This is a genomic window from Jatrophihabitans sp. (genome assembly GCF_046262535.1).
GTDB lineage: Bacteria > Actinomycetota > Actinomycetes > Mycobacteriales > Jatrophihabitantaceae > Jatrophihabitans.
Map to the genome: position 1 here is coordinate 20,059 of NZ_JBHEMO010000113.1, position 17,785 is coordinate 37,843.

Genomic DNA, 17,785 nt, shown 5'->3' on the forward strand with positions numbered 1-17,785 from the left:
CCATGCGACGGACGGCTGCGTTCGCTTCGGCGGCCGTGCACATCGCCGCCGTGGTAGTCGGCGCGGGTCCGCAGTTGCTGCGCTAGATTCGGCGATCTCGCGCGCCCTGGGCCGCTATGACGTGATGCGATTCTGCATGGTCTGGGACCGCTCCTGCGGGGTCCACGGTTTGGCCGGAAACAGCGGGAGAAGGGATTCAGATGGTGAACGGGGTGGTCAGGTGAAGCGGTGAGGGGCGGTCAGGTGCAGAACCAGGGGCTGTTTGCCCGAAGAGGCCGACTGCACGTACCGACCGACAGCGATGCGCGCGTGCTCGCACGATCCGCCGTCCAGCTGCGTGCCAGCCGCGGAGAGCCGGGACTGTGATGTCGGGGGGCGCATCTACGGTTCGCTCATGCAGACCAGTGGCTTGGACTCCGGCGTCGACGTCGATGAGCAGCGACGGGCCCATGTTCAACGGCGGCTGGACAGCAACCTCATGGCTTGGCTGACGACTGTTGATCCCGGCGCGCGACCGCACTCCGTGCCGGTGTGGTTTTTGCGTCTTCCTGATGAGCGCATTTTGATCTACACGCGCCCGGACAAGCAGAAGCTCGCGAATATCCGCCGGAATCCCGAGGTCTCGCTGACGTTGGACGTGACGGACATCGGTAGGGACGTGATTCGCATCGAGGGCCAGGCCCACATCGACGACACTATGCCCTGCGCTGAGCAGCACGCGGAGTATCGAGCTAAGTACGCCGAGCGAATCGGCGCCCTGTTCGGCAGCGCGGCCGAGTTCTCCGAACTCTTCTCCGTACCGATCGTCGTGACGCCGCGACGTCTGTTCGCCTAAGCGCCGCTCCGGGGCAGCCGGTAGAGAGGCTGTCCGACCGGGAACATCGATGCGACTGTGGCCCTGGCAGGTTCGTGGTGTGGAGATCGGGGGACTGGTCATGCAGTGTCGCGGCCAAACGACGTGGGCGCTGCCTTCCTGGACGTTGGTGCTGCGGTGAGGGACGCTGCCATGCATGACCCAGTTGCACTACGCGAATCAGAACCTCGAGCTCGCTGACGATGAGAGCGCCGCGGATGTGAAGGTACGGATTGAGGCGAAGGTGCGTGAGCGTGGCGGCTGGGTCGATGTCAAGACGGTCGATGGCGAGGTGTCGCTCTTGGTCTCGACTGGTGTTCCAATCTTTGTCGTGGACCGGCGGCGCCGGTAGGGGTTCTGGGTTTGCGGCTGCGCCGTTGCGCGTCTCCGCCACAGCGCCCTCTTGTCCTCCCCGTGGTTTTCGACGCGCGGCAGTGCCCGCGACGCCTCAGGTGCTCAGCTGCGAATCCGCGCTGCCAGTTCGGCGCGGTCAATACCCTCGCAGGCTTCAACTTCCGGCACCAACCAGTGATTGTTAACGGTTCGGCCCCGGCCCCTCGATAGACCCGCCGACGACGCCGCCGCCCCGGCGGTCATCGCGTGGCAGAGGCGGTGGACATCAAGAACCTCGCGATTGCCTCCGTGGTCTCCTCCGGTGCTGACAGGTGCAGGCAATGGCCAGTGGCATTCAGCAGAACCATCGTGGCGTTTGGGATCTGATCACGGACGAACTTGCCGACCGCGACCGGAGCGATGACGTCATCGTGCCCTGCAGCACCAGTGTCGGCGTCTGCAGATTTTGTCGGGTCCGCAGGTTGTCAGACAGGAATGTGACGTGCGCGAACTGCTGCGCGACGTTGGGGTCAGCTCGGCAGAAGCCAGCCACCTCGGCCGAATCAGCCCGCAGGCTCCTCGTCGGTGTTGGCTTGGGCCTGGTCCTCGCCTGTCGGATTGTCGGTCTGAGCAGGCTCCGGTGTCGTCTCGTCCCCGCCATCCTGTTGGTCGCGCCCATCCCGTTCGCGCCGGTCCCGGTCACGATTCATCAGCTCGCGCCGTCTTCGTTGCCCAATGCGTCGCGCTGGGGCTCGCCAGTCTTTTCGGCCCGCTCCCGCGCCTCGCGTTCGTCGTCCTCGTTCATGCCCATCGAGTTGGCGTCCTGCTGGGCTCGTTTCGCTGAATCAGTGTCTTTCGGCGCTGTGCTCATACCAGATCATCCCCAGCCGGCCAGTTGGGAAACCAACCCACCACTACACCTGTCTCCCCTGTCCCGCCCGGGCGCCCTGGGTCGAGCTCTCGTGGGGCAGCTTTGCGGCTGAAGTCCGCCGGTCGGCAATCGGCCCGGGACGGCGGATGATAGGCCGATGACGACGCGTCAGGAACCTCGCGCCGACCCATGCACCAAATGCGGCCGCGACGTCACCGTCGTCCTCATGGAGCACCGGGGCCTTCGGCTAGCTCGCCGTCTCACGCCGGCGACAATCCGCGCCGCAGTCCACACCGATCAGATCGACACCCCAGGAGGCGCGGCCGACGACCAGTGCACCCGCGAGCCCCAGTCTGACTACCAAGCTCCAGTCTGACTAACAGGCATGAGGCCCCGGAAACGGTTTGGATCGTGGGTGGACGGGTCTCGCTGCGGCGAAGCTTGGGCGCGACCGCCCGTCCCGGCGTGAAGACTATTTCGGCGCCGGGTTACAAACTTGGCTACGCCGGCAGTCCAACGACAATCCCACAGTGGCTTGACCCGGGGACGGGTTACGACGACCGGGCGGTATCGGCGTCTACCGGACTTCCTTTGCCCGGCCACTCAAGCTCTGGCTGGCTCATGCGAAACCGACGACAAGCGCCAGCGCACACTAAGAGCCAACACCGAACCGAGGAACGCCGCCCCCATGTCGAGCATCGAGAAGCGCAGCCGCAACGGACACCTGCGCTGGTACGTCCGCTACCGAGACCCGACAGCCGCTCAACGCACCAAGGTCTTTGACCGCCGCGTCGACGCGGAGCGTTACCTCACCAAGGTGGACGCGTCGAAGCTCGTCGGCGGATACGTAGATCCACGCGCGGCGGCCCGCTTGTTCCGCGACGTGGCGGAGGAACACTTCGCCGCCCACACGCACAATCTTGCCGCCGACACAACGCGGGTGGTCAAACGGTCGCGCCTCGACCGGCACATCCTTCCGGTGCTCGGTAACTATCCAATCGGATCGATCAAGCCCAGCACGATGTCGTCGGCCGTTTCGACTTGGTCCAGCACGCTTGCACCCGGCACCGTCGGACAAGTACTGCGTCAAGTGCGCCAGATCCTCGACGCGGCGCTCGCGGACGGCCTCGTGAGCGCGAATGTGGCCAAGCTGGTCAAGCCGCCGACTGCGCCAGGCCGGCGCGACGTCCATTTGCACGACGAGGACGTACGCAAGGTCATCGACGCGACGTCGATCGACTATCGCGCGCTCGTCATCACGCTCGTAGATCTCGGGCTGCGACTCAGTGAAGCGTGTGGACTTCGGGTCTCGGATGTTGACTTCCTGCGCAAGGTCGTCCACGTCCGCCAGCAGCGGAGACCGGGCGGCGAGTTGGGCGCGTTGAAGACCAGCGCCTCCTGGCGTGATGTGCCCGCCGACGATGCGGTCCTCGGACTCGCCGAGCAGATCCGACGCCGGCCCAGAAGGGACGGTCTGGTATTCAGCAGCGGGAGCTCGCCGGCCGGACCAAGTCCATCGCCGGCTACCTGTTCGACGACCTCAGTACCGCTGCGGGCGTCAACCTCTCACCGCACTCGTTGCGGCACCACCTCAGGTTCGAGTCTCATCAGCCAGGGCGTTTCCATCGTCGCGGTCTCGAAGTGGCTCGGCCACTCGTCACCGGAGATCACTTGGCGCGTGTACTCATACCTCATGGCCACGGATGAAGAAGTGGGTAGAGGGGCGATGAGCAGAACGTTCAGCAAACTGCTTCCTGATGTGTACCCGTTGTGTACCGCAGACGGCCACAATGGGCTGTAGCCCCCGAAATCCGGGGCACAGGATGCAGGCGGTGCTGTTCGACATGGACGGGACGCTGCTCGACTCGGAGAAGGTGTGGGACGTCGCGCTGGACGACCTGGCCACCTGGCTGGGCGGGACGCTGTCGGCCGCAGCGCGCACCCGCATGGTCGGGTCGAGCCTCGGACGGTCGGTCGCGGTGCTGCACGCCGACCTCGGCATCGAGGCCGACGCCGAGTCCAGCGCCGCCTACCTGACGGAACGAACGGCCGAGCTGTTCGCGACCGACCTGGTCTGGAAGCCCGGCGCACACGAACTGCTCGCGGCCGTCGCCCAAGCGGGCCTCCCGGCCGCGCTCGTCACGTCGACCCACCGCCGGCTGACAGAGATCGCCCTCGACACGATCGGCCGGCAGTACTTCGCGGCCACCGTCTGCGGCGATGAGGTCCGCCGGCCCAAGCCGCATCCGGATCCGTATCTGCGGGCGGCGGAACTGCTTCGTGTCGACCCGCGGTGCTGCGTCGCCGTCGAGGACTCCCCACTCGGCATCACCGCGGCTGAGGCAGCGGGCTGTGTCGTGCTCGCGGTGCCCAGTGAAGTGGGAATCGAGCCGACCGTGACCCGCACGGTGTGGCCGTCGCTGGCCGACCGGACCGTGGCCGATCTGCGTGCGCTGGTGGTCGGTGACTGACCGGTCGGCGAGCATCTGCGACGTGCTGCCGGCCGCGGCCGCCGTGCTGGGTGTGCCCGGAGCGGAGGACCGGTTGGGCGTGGTCGACCAGCTCGGCCCCGCGCGCCGCGTGGTCGTCGTCCTCGTCGACGGCATGGGTTATCACCTGCTTGCGCCGATGGCCGCGCACGCCCCATTGCTGGCGTCGGCCCTGGCCGGCGCGACCGGGTCGCTGAGCCAGCTGAGCTGTACCTTCCCGTCGACCACACCAACCAGCCTGGTGTCGCTGGCCACGGGCGTCGCGCCGGGCGAGCACGGGATTCTCGGCTTCACCGTGAACGTGCCGGGCACCGACCGGGTGCTCACCCACATCCTGTGGCGCGACGAACCCCAACCGGCGACCTGGCAACCGGTACCCACCTCGTACGAGCGACTGGCCGCCGCCGGTCGGCGAAGTTCCGCGGTGCTGCCCGCGTACTTCGCAGGCAGCGGCCTCACCGAGGCGGCCTACCGCGGCGCCCGCTTCCGCGGGGTCGGCAAGGGTCAGGACTACGTGGCGGAACTCCTCGACGAGGTGCGTTCGGGTCCGGGCCTGGTCTACGGCTACACCGCCGCGCTCGATACCGCCGCCCACCGCTACGGCATCGCGTCACCCGAGTGGGCCCAGGCCGCGGCCGGGGTCGACGCCGTACTCGGCCGGATCGTCGCCGGGTTGCCGTCGGACACGGTGCTGCTCGTCACCGCCGACCACGGCGGACTGGACGTGCCGCAGCCCGGACGAGTCGACCTGAACGCCGATCCGCGGCTGGCCGACGGGATCCGGGTCGTCGCCGGCGAGCCGCGGGTGCGCTATCTGCACGTCGCCGACGGCGCGGTGGCCGACGTGCGGGCAACGTGGCAGGCGGTGCTCGGCGACCGGGCCGACGTCCTGCTGCGCGACGAAGCGGTCGCGGCCGGGATGTTCGGGCCGGTCCGTCCGGCCCACCTGCCCCGCATCGGCGACGTCGTGGTCATCTGTGGCGGCGACACGGTGGTGCTGGCGACCGGTCACGAACCACCGGAGATTGCCGCGCTGATCGGCTTCCACGGCTCGGTCACGCCGGCCGAGACGGCGATACCACTTCTCGCCCTGCGCACCTGATCGGACCGGCCGGCCGATCAGGGGTTGCGGACCTCCGGCAGATCGTCGCGCGGGTCGGTGAGCACCGCGTCGGCCGGGAACGGTGGGGGCGTCCCGCCGAACGCCGGGCACAGCGCCTTGTGGTCGCACCAGTCGCAGAGCCGGCTGGGGCTCGGGCGGAAGTCGCCGGTCTCCATCGCCCGCTGGATCGCCGCCCAGATGGCCATGATCGTGCGTTCGAACCGCTCGAGCTCTTCGGCCTCGGGGGCGTAGCTCAGCGTGTCGGTGTCGGCAAGGTACATGAGACGCAACTGGCGCGGCACCACGCCGCGCGTGCGCCAGAGGACCAGCGCGTAGAACTTCATCTGAAACAGCGCCTTGCCCTCGAACGCTTCGCGCGGCGTCGTGCCCGTCTTGTAGTCGATGACCCGAATGTCACCGGCCGGTGACACGTCGAGCCGATCGACGTAGCCGCGCAAGCGGAGCCCGTCGACCACCACCTCGATGAGTTCCTCCCGCGACGCCGGTTCCAGCCGGGACGGATCCTCCAGCGCGAAGTAGTTGCCGAGCAGCGACGTGGCCGAGGCCATCCACTCGGTGAACCGGCTGCCGTCGGTGTCGTCGGCGAACAGCTCGTCGACCGCCGGTTCCTCGTCGCGGACGCGTTGCCAGGCTGCGGGCAGCAGTTCGGCCGCCGCGGCGAGGGTGCGCTCGGTAGCGGGCAGGTCGAACAGCGATTCGAGGACTGCGTGCACCATCGTGCCCCTGGTCGCAGCCAGCGACGGCGACTGGGGCAACCGGTCGACGCAGCGGAAGCGGTAGAGCAGCGGGCAGCTCTTGAAGTCCGCCGCGCGAGAGGGAGACAGGGATCCCAGTACCGCGTCGGGCAGCGCCACGGGCGCCTCGGGATCGCTCAATTGCGTCATGCCCAGGAGGGTAGGCGCGGCCTACGACAGTTTCGGAGACGACAGGCTGAACGGCCGTGGATCAGAGGCCTCCGATCCGTTTGAGGGGCCAAATGATGGCAAAAGCGCGGCCGACGATCGACGCGGTCGGGATCGCACCGAAGTCGCGGCTGTCGGTGGAGTTGCAGCGGTTGTCGCCCATGACGAAGACGGAGCCGGTGGGCACGGTGCGGGAGCGGAAGTTCTCGTCGGGCGAGCGGGCGTAGCAGGACTTGTCCTTGTTCAGGTAGGGCTCGTTGATGGCCAGGCCATTGACGTAGATCTGCCCTTTCTTGGCGCTGACCTTGTCGCCGGCGAGGGCGGTCACCCGTTTGATCAGGACCTTGTCAGGCACCTGCACGCCCTTCGGGCGCGTGAAGACCACGATGTCGCGGACCCGGACGCCGTGGGCCCGGTAGGAGACCTTGTCGACCAGCACGTGGTCGTCGTTGCAGTTGTCGCATCCGTGCAGGGTCGGTTCCATCGACGCGGACGGAATGTAGTACGGCTGGACAACCCAGGTGCGCAGCAACAGGGCGGCGCCGGCCGCGATCGCGATGATGATCAAGGCGCGGGTGATCAGGCGGCGCAGGCGCCCGCTGCCACCCCTCGGCCTCCGATTTTCGTCGCCACCGTCGTCAGGACTGCCGTCAGCACCTGCGGCGGGGTCGGGGTCCTCGGGCTCGTCCACCTCCCTGGGTGGCCGTTGAACCGGTGCCGCCGTCGACGCGGATGCGCGGGGTCCGTAGACCGGGGGAGGCGGCGCCGCGGCCGCCGCGCGCGCAACCGACGGCGCCGGCGGAGGACCCGGACTCGGGCGCCGACGGGGGCCCCCGGGAGCCGCGCGGGGGCCGGGCGACGGGCGGCGCCGCGGCGCCCCCGCCGCCGGCAACGGCGGTGTCACCGGCTCCGGTTTCTTTTCGAGCACCGGTTCGAGCACCGGTTCCGGCACGGGTTCCGGCGCTGGTTCGGGCTCCGGCGCTGGTTCGGGCTCCGGTTCGTACCTCGGCGCGGCCGCGAAGGCGGGCGCCGGTTCCAGGTCGAGGTCGAGGTCGGGTTCGAGGTCCTCATCGGGACTGATCGCGTGGGACGCGGCCATCGGCTCCGGCTCGGCGGTGGGGTCGAGATGGGCACCGGTCCGCTCCGCGGCCCGGGACCAGTCCCGGGTCGGTCGCGGTAGCGAGTCCGAGCGCAGCCACGGCTGCTCGAAGGCCGCGTCCGGCTCCGGCAACTCGAACTGCTCGTCGGGCTCGTCATCCGCCTCTGGAGGCACTTCGGGCCCGCGGCGCCGGCCGAACCGTCGGCCCGCCGACCGCCGCCGGGGCTGGACGGCCGGTGCCAGTGGCGGCTCCGGCTCGCGCTCGCCCGCCGTCGCCGGCGATTCCGGCTCGTGGTCGTCGACCTCGTCCAGCTCATCGTCGACCGCGGACTGCGGCTCGAAGGCCTCAACCGGCTCCGGCGCGTACCCAGGTTCTGGCCCGTACTGCGCCGGTGGCGCGGGTTCGCCGTCGCCTTGTGGGGCACGGGCGAACAGCCACCGGAAGGCCCGGCGCGCCGGCTGCGCGCCGCCCTCGGGCTCGGGCGGGTACATCGACGGGTCCCAGGTCGGTGCTCCGCGCAGGTCGAGATCGACCGCTTCGCGCCGTTCCCATGGGTACGGTTCGGCCTCGCCGTCCTCGCCGGCGCCGCCCTCGCGAGCGGAGTCGTCGCCAACGGGCTCATCAGAAGCCGAGCCACCCGAACCGCCGTCAGGGGAGCCGTCCGAACCGAAGTCGGCGTCCTGGTCGGTCGGCACCTCGTCGGTTTCCAGCTCGGGTTCGGAGGCCAGGTCGCGCACCCGGTCCAGGCGGACCTGCTCGTCGGGGGTCAGCTCGGCCGCCAGTTCGCGCAGAACGATGTCCGGGTTGGACGGCGTCACCGGCGGTGGGGGCTCGTCCTTCGCGCTCGAGCGGCGGGTGGACCACGGCCGGGCCGGTCGCAGCACGCCGCTTGGCGCACCGTTGCCGAGATCCTCCGCCGCAGGCGTTGCGTCGTCGTCGGACTCCGGCTCGCGCTCGGGTCCCCGAGCCGCCGCCGGCTCGGGCATGGACGGCTCGACGTCCCGACTGCGCCGGGTCCAGGGCCGGGCCGGGGTCAGCGACCGAGTGCCGGCCGGCTCCTCATCGACGCTGTCCCGCGCGTCGGGCTCGGTCTCGCTCGGTTGTGGCGGCGCCGACGCCTTGCGGGCACGCCGAGCGGCCACTTGGGCCTCGATGCGCGCTCGCAGTTCCGGGTCGTCGGTCACGCCCGTGACGGTAGTCCGTCCGGCCCGGAAAGTGCCCGTAGCATCGCCGTGGTGACGAACGCGCCGCCAGGACGACGGGCCCAGCGCGGCCTGGTGGTGGGGCGCATTCGCGGCGTGCCGATCGAGATCATGCCGTCCTGGCTGCTCGTGGCCGCCCTGCTCGCGGCCGTATACGGACCGATCATCGACGACGCCGTGCCCGCTCTCGGAGCGGGACCGGCCTACCTGGCCGGGGTCGGCTTCGCGGTCCTCTTCGGTTTCTGCGTCCTGGCCCACGAGCTGGGCCACACGATCGTCAGTCTGGCCCTCGGCCACCCCGTACGGCGAGTGGTGCTGTTCGCGCTCGGCGGTGTCTCGGAGGTCGACGGTGAGCCCGGGCAGGCCCGCGACGAGTTCCTCATCGCCGGCACCGGGCCCGTTGTCTCGTTGCTGATCGCCGGCGGCGCCTGGCTGGCCTACGACGCCTCTCCTGCTGGAACGCTGTCGACGGCGCTGCTCGGGCTCCTCTGCTGGACGAACCTCCTCCTCGCCGGCTTCAACCTGCTGCCCGGACTGCCGCTCGACGGCGGGCGGCTGCTGCGGGCCGCCGTCTGCGCGTTCGGAGCCCGCCCGGTGACGGGTACCCGGGTGGCCGCGGTTACCGGGCGGGCGGTGGCCATCGCGGTCGCCGCGTCGGGATTGGCCGCGCAGCGTGGCTCGCTCGGCGTGGCCGCGGCCGTGTTCTCCTTCGGCCTGGCCGGCTACCTCTGGTTGGGCGCCGGCCAGTCGCTCAAGCTGGCGCAGCTGATGGCCCTGCTGCCCGATGTCGCGGTGGCTGAACTGGTCCGACCGGGGATGTTCGTGCCGGCCGACCTCTCGGTGACCGAGGCGCTGCGGCGGGCCTGGGAGGCGCAGGCCCGCGGCCTGGTCCTCGTCGACCGGGGGGAGCAGCCCACTGCGATCGTGGACGAAGCGCAGATCGGCGCCGTGCCACTGGAGCGACGGGCCTGGACACCGGTGAGTGCGGTCGCGCGCCCGCTCGAACCCGGCCTGATGGTGCCCGACGGCATCGACGCCGAAGCCTTGCTGCGGCGGATGCAGACCACGCCGGCCCACGAGTACCTGGTGATCCGTCCGGACGGGAGCGCCGCCGGGATCATCAATACTCGGGACTTCGCCCAGCGGCTGCGAGGCGACGCGGCGATGAAGGGCAGTGCATGAGCAGGGCACCCGGGTCCGGTCCGTTCGAGGCGGGGGAGCGCGTCCAACTGTCCGATCCCAAGGGCCGGCTGCACACGGTCACCCTCGCGGTCGGCAAGCAGTTCCACACCCACCGCGGTGCGATCGAGCACGACGAGCTGATCGGGGCGCCGGAAGGCAGCGTGGTCGCGTCGACCAGCGGGACGCAGTACCTCGCGCTGCGCCCGTTGCTGGCCGACTTCGTCCTGTCCATGCCGCGTGGCGCCGCGGTCATCTATCCCAAGGACGTCGCGCAGATCATCACGATGGGCGACGTCTGTCCCGGGGCGACGGTTCTCGAGGCGGGCGCCGGGTCGGGGTCGCTGACCTGCGCGCTGCTGCGGGCAGTCGGCCCGACCGGCCGGGTGCTGTCCTACGAGGTGCGTGACGACCACGCCGACGTGGCCGTCCGCAATGTCGAGACGTTCTTCGCCGAGCTGCCGGACAACTGGACGCTGCGCCGGGAAGATGTGGCCGAGCACCCCGGTGGCGAGCAGGTCGACCGGGCCGTCCTCGACATGCTCAGTCCGTGGAAGGTCCTGCCGGCGGTCGCCGAGGCGATCCGACCCGGCGGTGTGCTGATCGGCTACGTGGCCACGACCACCCAGCTGTCCCGTCTGGTCGAGGCACTCCGCGCGCACGGCGGCTTCACCGAGCCGTCGTCATGGGAGACGTTCGTCCGTGGCTGGCACGTCGTCGGGCTGGCCGTCCGGCCCGAGCACCGCATGATCGGGCACACTGCGTTCCTTGTCACAGCCCGAAGGCTCGCTCCGGGTGTGACGGCGCCAGCGCGCCAGCGGCGGCCGGCCAAATCCGACGAGATGCCGACCGTGACCGAGCCGGATCCGGACGTGCCGTTCCGGCCGAACCTGCCGTGATCGCGCGACCGGCTCAGGCGGCGGGGCCGGCCACCTCGACGTCGTCGGACTCGCGGACGACGTGAATGCAGTCGCCGGGACATTCCTTCGCCGAGGCGATCACGTCGAGGCGAAGCGACGGCGGGACCGCGGCCCGTGCATCGGCTGCCGTCAACAGCTCACCTTGTCCGTCCTTGACGTAGGCGAGCCCGTCGACGTCGAACTCGAACACCTCGGGCGCGTACTGCACGCACAAGCCGTCACCGGTGCACAGCTCTTGGTCGATCCACACCTGTAGCCCGTCGCTCATACCCCGGAAACCCGTCGGAAACTGTGTCGCGTTTGCCTCTGCACAGGACCAGGGTAGTTCCGAGGCGCGGGGCGTTCCCGTGTGTAGGGTGGGATTTCGCGAACACTCCGCGCCCGAGCGGGCAGCACAGTGGGAGGTGGCCGCATGGCTCAAGAGCCGCGAGGTGGGCAGGACGGCCCACCTGCGCAGAGTTCGCCTGGTGACGCCGACCTGCGCCGACGCACGGCGTTCCTCGAGCAGGAACTCGAGCTTCTCCGGGCCAAGGCCTCGGAGTCGCCGCGTCACATGCGGTTGCTGGAGGACCGGCTGGCCGAAGCGCAGTCCCGGGTCGCCGCGCTGAGCGACCGCAACGACCGGCTGGCCGACACTTTGCGCGAGGCCCGCGACCAGATGGTGCAGCTGAAGGAAGAGATCGACCGCCTGGCCCAGCCGCCGAGCGGTTACGGCGTCTTCCTGGAGGCCTTCGACGACGGCACCGTCGACATCTTCACCACCGGTCGCAAGCTGCGCGTGGCCGTGTCACCCGAGGTCGACCTGGACGAGCTCAAGCACGGCCAGGAAGTCATGCTCAACGAAGCCATGAACGTCGTCGCCGCGCGCGGCTTCGAACGGGCCGGTGAAGTGGTCATGCTCAAGGAGATCCTCGACGGTGGCGACCGCGCCCTCGTGGTCGGCCACACCGACGAGGAGCGGGTCGTCTACCTGGCCGAGGTCCTGCGCGAGAACCCGCTGCGCGCGGGCGACTCGCTGCTGCTCGAGTCGCGTTCGGGATACGCGTACGAGCGGGTGCCCAAGAGCGAGGTCGAGGAACTGATCCTCGAAGAGGTTCCCGACATCGACTACGGCGACATCGGCGGCCTCACCCACCAGATCGAGGCGATCCGGGACGCGGTCGAGCTGCCGTTCCTGCACGCCGACCTGTTCCGCGAGCACCAGCTCCGCCCGCCGAAAGGCATTCTGCTCTACGGGCCGCCCGGCTGCGGCAAGACGTTGATTGCCAAAGCGGTCGCCAATTCGCTGGCCAAGCAGGTGCAGCGGGTACACGGCGGCGACGAGAAGGCGACGGCGTTCTTCCTCAACATCAAGGGCCCCGAGCTGCTCAACAAGTACGTCGGCGAGACCGAGCGGCACATCCGGCTGGTGTTCCAGCGGGCGCGGGAGAAGGCCAGCGAGGGCACGCCTGTCATCGTGTTCTTCGACGAGATGGATTCGATCTTCCGCACCCGCGGGTCCGGCGTGAGCTCCGACGTCGAGAACACGATCGTGCCGCAGCTGCTGTCCGAGATCGACGGCGTCGAGGGCCTCGAGAACGTGATCGTGATCGGGGCGTCCAACCGCGAGGACATGATCGACCCGGCCATCCTGCGCCCGGGCCGGTTGGACGTGAAGATCAAGATCGAGCGCCCGGACGCCGAGGCGGCCCGCGACATCTTCTCGAAGTACATCCTGGCCGGCCTGCCCATCCACGCCGAGGACCTCGCCGAACACGGCGGTGACACCGAGGCCACGGTCGCGGCGATGATCCAGCACACGGTGGAGCGGATGTACTCCGAGTCCGAGGAGAACCGCTTCCTCGAGGTCACCTACGCCAACGGTGACAAGGAGACGTTGTACTTCAAGGACTTCAACTCCGGCGCGATGATCCAGAACATCGTCGACCGCGGGAAGAAGATGGCCATCAAGGACCTGTTGACGACCGGTCAGAAGGGTCTGCGTATGCAGCACCTGCTCGCCGCGTGCGTCGATGAGTTCCGCGAGAACGAGGACCTGCCGAACACCACGAACCCCGACGACTGGGCCCGGATCTCCGGCAAGAAGGGTGAGCGGATCGTCTACATCCGCACGCTCGTGTCCGGTGGCAAGGGCGCCGAGGCCGGCCGCTCGATCGACACCGTGGGCAACACCGGCCAGTACCTCTGACAATCGCTGCGCCGAGTGCGGATCGCCTCCTGGCCCCTCTGCGGATCTTCCTGCACCGGAGCCTGGGACGGCTGCAGGCGCAGGAAGACCGTCCACCTGGGAGTGGTTGAGTAGACGGTTGTGACGTTCTGGGAGGCGGTGCTCGTCTTCGTCGCGGGCATCTGGGCGGGCACGATCAACACGGTCGTCGGCTCGGGCACCCTGGTCTCGTTCCCGGTGTTGCTCGGCGTCGGCTTGCCGCCGGTGACCGCAAACGTCTCGAACACGATCGGGTTGTTCCCCGGCTCGTTTGTCGGTGCCTACGGCTACCGGCGCGAACTGGCCGGTCAACGCAATCGGGCGCTTCTGCTGAGCACCGCCTCGGCTCTGGGGGCGATCACCGGCGCCGTCCTGCTGCTCGAGCTGCCCGCGGGGGCGTTCAAGGCGATCGTCCCGATTTTGATCGCGCTGGCGCTCGTCCTGGTGGTCTTCGGCAAGCAGGCGACTGCGTGGTTGACCGCGCGGGGCCGCGGCGCCACGGAACACGTGTCGGTGGCGTTGTGGGTGGTCTCGTTCGGAACCGGCGTCTACGGCGGATACTTCGGAGCCGCCCAGGGCGTGCTGCTGATGGCGTTCCTCGGGCTCTTCCTGGCCGAGTCGCTGCAGCGGCAGAACGCGCTCAAGAACGTCCTCGCCGGCGTCACGAACCTCGTCGCCGCCGTGGTGTTCGTCGCCGTCACCCACGTCGACTGGACCGCCGCGGGATTGATCGCCGGCGGATCGATCGTCGGTGGGCTGCTCGGCGCCAAGATCGGACGTCGACTGTCACCGGCGGTGCTCCGGGCCACGATCGTCGTCGTCGGCGTCGCGGCAATCATCAAGCTGCTGCTCTGACGGGCCGCTACCCTGCACACACTCAACCGGAGAGGTGTGTTCATGGGACTCGTCGTCGGGATCATCGTGGCGGTGGTCGTACTCCTGCTCATCATCTGGGTGATCGCCGCCTACAACGGCCTCGTCCGGGCTCGCAACGCATTCCAGAACGCGTTCGCCCAGATCGACGTGCAGTTGCAGCGGCGCTTCGACCTGATCCCCAATCTGGTCGAGACGGCCAAGGCCTACATGGCCCACGAGCGGGAAACGCTCGAAGCTGTCACCAACGCCCGTGCCGCGGCGGTGTCCGGCCTCGGCGCGGCGCAGGCCAGCCCCGGCGACCCGGCGGCGATGCAGAAGTTGGCCTCCACCCAAGGCGCCCTGACGAGCGCACTCGGCCGGTTCACCGCCACGGCCGAGGCCTACCCCGATCTCAAGGCCAACCAGAACATGATGCAGCTGACCGAGGAACTGACATCCACCGAGAACAAGGTCGCCTTCGCCCGGCAGGCCTACAACGACTCGGTGATGAGCTACAACAACCGGCGCCAGGCGTTCCCCGGGTCCGTCATCGCCGGCAGCTTCCACTTCGGCCCCGCGGCCCAGTGGGAGATCGCGCCCGACCACCCTGAGACGCGCGAAGCGCCGAAGGTGCAGTTCTAGGCCCCGACGTGAACTTCTTCGAGCGGCAGCGCACCGCGCGGAGCACCACGGTGCGCCTTGTCGTGCTGTTCGTGCTCGCCGTCGTGTCGATCGTCGCCGTCAACGACGCGGTCGTCCTCTACCTCGTCCGCCAGGGCCCCACCTCGACCATTGTCGGTGCGCTCGTGGCGATGAGCGTCTTCACGCTGCTGATCATCGGCGGCGGTACGGCGAGCAAGCTGATCGCGTTGCGGGCCGGGGGAGCCGCGGTGGCCCAGTCGGTCGGCGCGGTAGCCGTGGACCCGTCGACCACCGATCCGCGGCTGCGGCGGTTCGTGAACGTGGTCGAGGAGATGTCGATCGCCTCCGGCATCCCGATGCCGCGGCTGTTCGTGCTGGAGCAGGAGCCGGGCATCAACGCCTTCGCCGCCGGGTTCAGCCCGGCCGACGCCGCGATCACCGCGACCTCCGGTGCCCTGGACCGCCTGAACCGCGACGAATTGCAGGGCGTGATCGGGCACGAGTTCAGCCATGTGCTGAACGGCGACATGCGGCTCAACGTCCGGCTGATCGGTTTGCTCAACGGCATTCTCTTGCTCGGCCTGGTCGGCCTGCGCTTCCTGCAGTTCGGCGGCGGCCGTTCGCGCAACTCCAAAGGCAGCCCGCTGCTCTTCATCGCCATCGCCCTCGTGGTGCTCGGCTTCGTCGGACAGTTCTTCGCCGGACTGATCAAGGCGGCGGTCAGTCGGCAGCGCGAATGGTTGGCCGATGCGTCGTCGGTGCAGTTCACCCGCCAGACCACGGGGTTGGCCGGCGCGCTGAAGAAGATCGCCGGGCTGCCCGACGGCTCGGCGCTGACCGACCGCCACGGGGCCAAGCAGGTCAGCCACATGCTCTTCGGCGAGGGCTCGCGCCGGCTGTCCTCGATGTATGCAACCCATCCGCCCCTGCTCGAGCGTATTGCCGCCCTGGACCCGACGACCACGCCGCAGCAGCTCGCCGAACTGGAGAAGGAGTTCGCCGACCAGCCTCCCGACGGTCTCGCCGAGGACGCGTCGCTCGGCCTGGTCGGTGCGGGCGTCGCGCCTCCGGCGGCACGGCCGGCACCACCACGGCCGGACGCCACCGTGCGCGTCGATCCGGAGGGCGTCAGCGCCCGCGTCCGGTCGGTCACCGCCGAGGATCTGACGCGGGGGGCGCGGCTCAGCGCGCGCATCCCGCCCCCGTTGCGCGCTGCCGCAAGCCAGGCCAGTGCCGCGGTTCCGCTGATCCTCGCGATGCTGGTCGACACGCGGCCCGCCGTGCGCGACGTGCAACTGCGCATCATCGGGAATCGGCTGGGGCAACCGGTCGCGGCGGCGGCGGCGACGCAGGCCAGCGCGTTGGCCGGTGTGGAACCGGTGCTCCGGCTGCCCATCGCCCAGCTGGCGCTGCCGCAACTGACGGCCCGCCCGGTCGGCGAGCGCACGGCACTGCGGACCACGTTGGACGAGCTGGCCCGCGCCGGCGCGACGATCACCGTCTTCGAGTACTGCCTGGGCAAGGTGGTCGGCGGCTACCTGCTGGACGCCGAATCGCCCCGGGACCGCTCCCGGCCCGGTCGGGCGCCGGTACGGGCGGTCGAGGACGCGGCCGTGACCCTGCTCGCCGTCGTCGCCGCCGCCGGCAATGCCGACGCGGCCGCCGCGGGGCACGCGTTCGCCGCCGCCGCCAGCCGCCTGCTGCCCGGCCGCCAGGTGCCCTTCGCGCCCCCGGCCGACCCCTGGGCTGCCCTCGACGCCGGCTGGGATCCGCTGAACACGCTCGACCCGCGCAACAAACAGGTGCTCGTCGAAGCCCTGGTCGCGGCCGTGTCCGACGACGGGGTGCTCACCGCAGGCGAAGCGGAGCTGCTGCGAGCCGCCTGCACCGTGCTCCGGTGCCCGCTACCGCCGCTCGTCGCGTGAGTCTCCCGTAGCCTCGAACACATGACCGTGCGACGCGTGATGGGGACCGAGGTCGAGTACGGCGTGAGCCTGCCCGGCCAGCCGTCGGCCAACGCGATGCTGCTGTCGGCCCAGGTGGTCAATGCCTACGCGAGCACGCTGCCGGCCGGCCGGGCCCGCCGGGCGAGCTGGGACTTCGAGGAGGAGTCGCCGCTGCGCGACGCCCGCGGCTTCGACCTGGGTGGGTCGGGCGCCGGGGGAGCCATCGCGCAGGAGTTCATCGACGCCGAAGAGGACGCCGGGATGGCCAACGTCATCCTGTCCAACGGCGCCCGCCTCTACGTCGATCACGCACACCCCGAGTACTCCAGCCCCGAGGTCACCAACCCGCTCGACGCGGTCCGCTGGGACAAGGCCGGCGAGCTTGTGATGCTCGAGGCGATCCGCCGCGTGGCGACCATGCAGGGCATCGGCGCCACCATCAACCTGTACAAGAACAACACCGACAACAAGGGCGCCTCCTACGGCGCGCACGAGAACTATTTGTGCCGCCGGGACACGCCGTTCGCCACCCTCGTCCGCCACCTCGTGCCGTTCTTCGTCACCCGGCAGGTCGTTTGTGGCGCCGGTCGCGTCGGCATCGGCCAGGACGGCCGGACCTCCGGGTTCCAGATCTCGCAGCGCGCCGACTTCTTCGAGGTCGAGGTCGGGCTGGAGACGACGCTCAAGCGGCCCATCGTGAACACCCGCGACGAGCCGCACGCCGACGCCGACCGCTACCGCCGGCTGCACGTGATCATCGGCGATGCGAACCTGTCCGAGATCTCGACCTATTTGAAGGTCGGGACGACGGCCCTCGTCCTGGACATGATCGAGGCCAACTACCTCGCGGACGATCTCGCGACCAGCGCTCCGGTCCGTGAATTGCACATGGTCTCGCACGACCCGACGCTGCGGCACGCGATCACCCTCGCCGACGGGCGTACGATCACCGCTCTCGACCTGCAGGGCGAGTACCTCGACCGGGCCCGCAAGTTCGTCGACGACCGGCAGGGCGACGACGCCGACGAGCAGACCCGCAATGTCCTCGATCGCTGGGAGTCGGTGCTGCAGCGCCTGGCCGCCGACCCGATGCTCCTGGCCCGCGAGCTCGACTGGGTCGCGAAACTGCGACTCCTCGAGGGTTACCGCGACCGCGACGGCCTG

General features: G+C 69.6%; 16 protein-coding genes. 12 read left to right on the forward strand and 4 right to left on the reverse strand.

What is annotated here, in order from left to right; all coding sequences use genetic code 11:
• Window positions 1–394 precede the first annotated feature (394 nt).
• Together ABR571_RS15350 and ABR571_RS15355 are read left to right on the forward strand one after the other, a co-directional pair.
• Window positions 395–835 carry a TIGR03667 family PPOX class F420-dependent oxidoreductase gene (locus ABR571_RS15350; protein WP_409454077.1) on the forward strand — a complete coding sequence of 147 codons (441 nt, stop codon included), beginning with the start codon at window positions 395–397 and terminating at the stop codon, window positions 833–835.
• Window positions 836–1,010: 175 nt separating this feature from the next.
• The gene (locus tag ABR571_RS15355; RefSeq protein ID WP_409454078.1) at window positions 1,011–1,205 is read left to right on the forward strand and encodes a hypothetical protein; all 195 of its coding nucleotides are present in this window, start codon (window positions 1,011–1,013) and stop codon (window positions 1,203–1,205) included.
• 690 nt (window positions 1,206–1,895) lie between these two features.
• Here ABR571_RS15355 and ABR571_RS15360 read toward each other — a convergent pair.
• Entirely contained in the window at window positions 1,896–2,057 is a 162-nt protein-coding gene (locus ABR571_RS15360; RefSeq protein ID WP_409454079.1) for a hypothetical protein, read from the reverse strand.
• A 688-nt stretch (window positions 2,058–2,745) separates the two neighbouring features.
• On the opposite strand from ABR571_RS15360, the gene ABR571_RS15365 reads away from it, so the two are divergent.
• From ABR571_RS15365 to ABR571_RS15375, 3 genes are read left to right on the forward strand one after another with little or no spacing between them, the layout of a single operon-like run.
• Window positions 2,746–3,858, forward strand: a complete 1,113-nt coding sequence (locus tag ABR571_RS15365) for a tyrosine-type recombinase/integrase (RefSeq protein WP_409454080.1) — start codon at window positions 2,746–2,748, stop codon at window positions 3,856–3,858.
• Window positions 3,859–3,880: 22 nt separating this feature from the next.
• Entirely contained in the window at window positions 3,881–4,528 is a 648-nt protein-coding gene (locus tag ABR571_RS15370; RefSeq protein WP_409454081.1) for an HAD family hydrolase, read from the forward strand.
• On the forward strand, window positions 4,521–5,648 hold the full coding sequence (locus ABR571_RS15375) for an alkaline phosphatase family protein (RefSeq protein ID WP_409454082.1): 1,128 nt from the start codon (window positions 4,521–4,523) through the stop codon (window positions 5,646–5,648). Before ABR571_RS15370 ends, ABR571_RS15375 begins: the two co-directional genes overlap by 8 nt.
• Before the next feature lie 17 nt (window positions 5,649–5,665).
• On the opposite strand, the gene ABR571_RS15380 is transcribed toward ABR571_RS15375, so the two are convergent.
• Window positions 5,666–6,553 (reverse strand): RecB family exonuclease, encoded by an 888-nt coding sequence (locus ABR571_RS15380; RefSeq protein WP_409454083.1) that lies wholly within the window; start codon window positions 6,551–6,553, stop codon window positions 5,666–5,668.
• Between the two features lie 61 nt (window positions 6,554–6,614).
• Entirely contained in the window at window positions 6,615–8,855 is a 2,241-nt protein-coding gene (gene lepB, locus ABR571_RS15385) for a signal peptidase I (protein ID WP_409454084.1), read from the reverse strand.
• Window positions 8,856–8,906: 51 nt separating this feature from the next.
• Between lepB and ABR571_RS15390 the strand changes: the two genes are divergently transcribed.
• Both ABR571_RS15390 and ABR571_RS15395 read left to right on the forward strand, forming a co-directional pair.
• Window positions 8,907–10,055: a site-2 protease family protein gene (locus ABR571_RS15390; RefSeq protein WP_409454085.1), complete on the forward strand. Its 1,149-nt coding sequence runs from the start codon at window positions 8,907–8,909 to the stop codon at window positions 10,053–10,055.
• Entirely contained in the window at window positions 10,052–10,951 is a 900-nt protein-coding gene (locus ABR571_RS15395; protein ID WP_409454086.1) for a tRNA (adenine-N1)-methyltransferase, read from the forward strand. The genes ABR571_RS15390 and ABR571_RS15395 overlap by 4 nt, the downstream gene beginning before the upstream one ends.
• Before the next feature lie 13 nt (window positions 10,952–10,964).
• On the opposite strand, the gene ABR571_RS15400 is transcribed toward ABR571_RS15395, so the two are convergent.
• Window positions 10,965–11,240: a ferredoxin gene (locus ABR571_RS15400; RefSeq protein ID WP_409454087.1), complete on the reverse strand. Its 276-nt coding sequence runs from the start codon at window positions 11,238–11,240 to the stop codon at window positions 10,965–10,967.
• Between the two features lie 144 nt (window positions 11,241–11,384).
• Here ABR571_RS15400 and arc point away from each other — a divergent pair, with 144 nt between their 5' ends.
• From arc to dop, 5 genes are all read left to right on the forward strand, one after another.
• Window positions 11,385–13,160, forward strand: a complete 1,776-nt coding sequence (arc, locus tag ABR571_RS15405; RefSeq protein WP_409454088.1) for a proteasome ATPase — start codon at window positions 11,385–11,387, stop codon at window positions 13,158–13,160.
• A gap of 120 nt (window positions 13,161–13,280) precedes the next feature.
• Window positions 13,281–14,033 carry a sulfite exporter TauE/SafE family protein gene (locus ABR571_RS15410; RefSeq protein WP_409454089.1) on the forward strand — a complete coding sequence of 251 codons (753 nt, stop codon included), beginning with the start codon at window positions 13,281–13,283 and terminating at the stop codon, window positions 14,031–14,033.
• Between the two features lie 42 nt (window positions 14,034–14,075).
• Window positions 14,076–14,675 carry a LemA family protein gene (locus tag ABR571_RS15415; protein WP_409454090.1) on the forward strand — a complete coding sequence of 200 codons (600 nt, stop codon included), beginning with the start codon at window positions 14,076–14,078 and terminating at the stop codon, window positions 14,673–14,675.
• 8 nt (window positions 14,676–14,683) lie between these two features.
• On the forward strand, window positions 14,684–16,600 hold the full coding sequence (locus tag ABR571_RS15420) for a M48 family metallopeptidase (protein WP_409454091.1): 1,917 nt from the start codon (window positions 14,684–14,686) through the stop codon (window positions 16,598–16,600).
• A 21-nt stretch (window positions 16,601–16,621) separates the two neighbouring features.
• Window positions 16,622–17,785: depupylase/deamidase Dop (dop, locus tag ABR571_RS15425; protein WP_409454092.1), on the forward strand; the 1,164-nt coding region annotated here is incomplete at its 3' end.